A 1,012-nucleotide genomic window follows, 5' to 3' on the forward strand; every position below is an offset into this window, starting at 1 on the left:
CAAGATCCCTGAGCGCACCAACGTATCGCCGGTGTAGTCATTGGTCGCATTGGACACGGTGATGATGGTGCCATCGTTGGGGGAGTCGATAGCCAAATCCCCGCTGCCGATCACTTTGGCCCCGAGATTATTGCGTTGAGAGCCGTTATTGGCCAGGGTGCCCTGTAACATCAGTGCCTGGCTGCCGGTGGTTAACAGTTCCAGCTGTTTCAGCAGATAACTGACATATAAACCATTACTATCCGCCCCAGTACTCAGGCCATACTCGAAGCTTCCCATTGCCGCGACTTGGCTATCACCAGGATTGGTAATCCCTTGAAGATAGATGCCGGTAATCGGGGTATAGCTCCCATCAGTGAGGATCAATTCACTGCCGGTGCCGGTGGCCACACCGGTGGCCAAGGTGGCGATAGCCACCCCGGTATCTAAATCCAGCGTATTTAACCCTGCCAAACTGGGGGATAAGTTGCTTGGCAGGTTAACACTGACGGTACCGCCGGCAGTGGTATCAATGGTTTGTGCCGTAATGATGCCATCAGCGGTGATCACACCGTTATTTTCAGTAATATGAGCGTAAGTTAACTCACCGCCATTGAACACCAGATGACCGAGGGTTTGCACCCCATCGCCCACATTGGTGTTACTGCCCGCACCCAGGTTCAGGGTGGCGAGCGTTAAGCTGGTGGTATTAGTACCGGACAGATCAAACCGCGTGTTTTGCAAATTGACATTGCCCGCAAACGCACTGCCCACCGTACTGCCAAAGTTAAACGCCGTCTGGTTAGTATCAACATTGACATCCCCCACACCGGTCAGCGCATTGTTGAAGGTCAACGCCCCGGTGGTGGTGATATTCAAATCACTGCCGGTATCCGCCACATTCACCCTGGCGAGAGTATTGAGCAGCGTGCTGCCATCAATGGTCAGGCTAGCGCCGTTGGTGATATCCAGCACCCCACTCAAGCCCTGTGCATCACTGTTATTGCTCAGATTGATATGGCTGGCATCCAGT

The 1,012-nt window shown here is 53.5% G+C and carries 1 pseudogene; it reads right to left on the reverse strand.

Annotation, left to right across the window (positions count from 1 at the left end):
* A pseudogene (locus AC2A06_RS18585) lies at positions 1-1,012 on the reverse strand (autotransporter outer membrane beta-barrel domain-containing protein); the annotation flags it as partial.

Source organism: Serratia sp. HNCC26DJ244 (assembly GCF_057180565.1).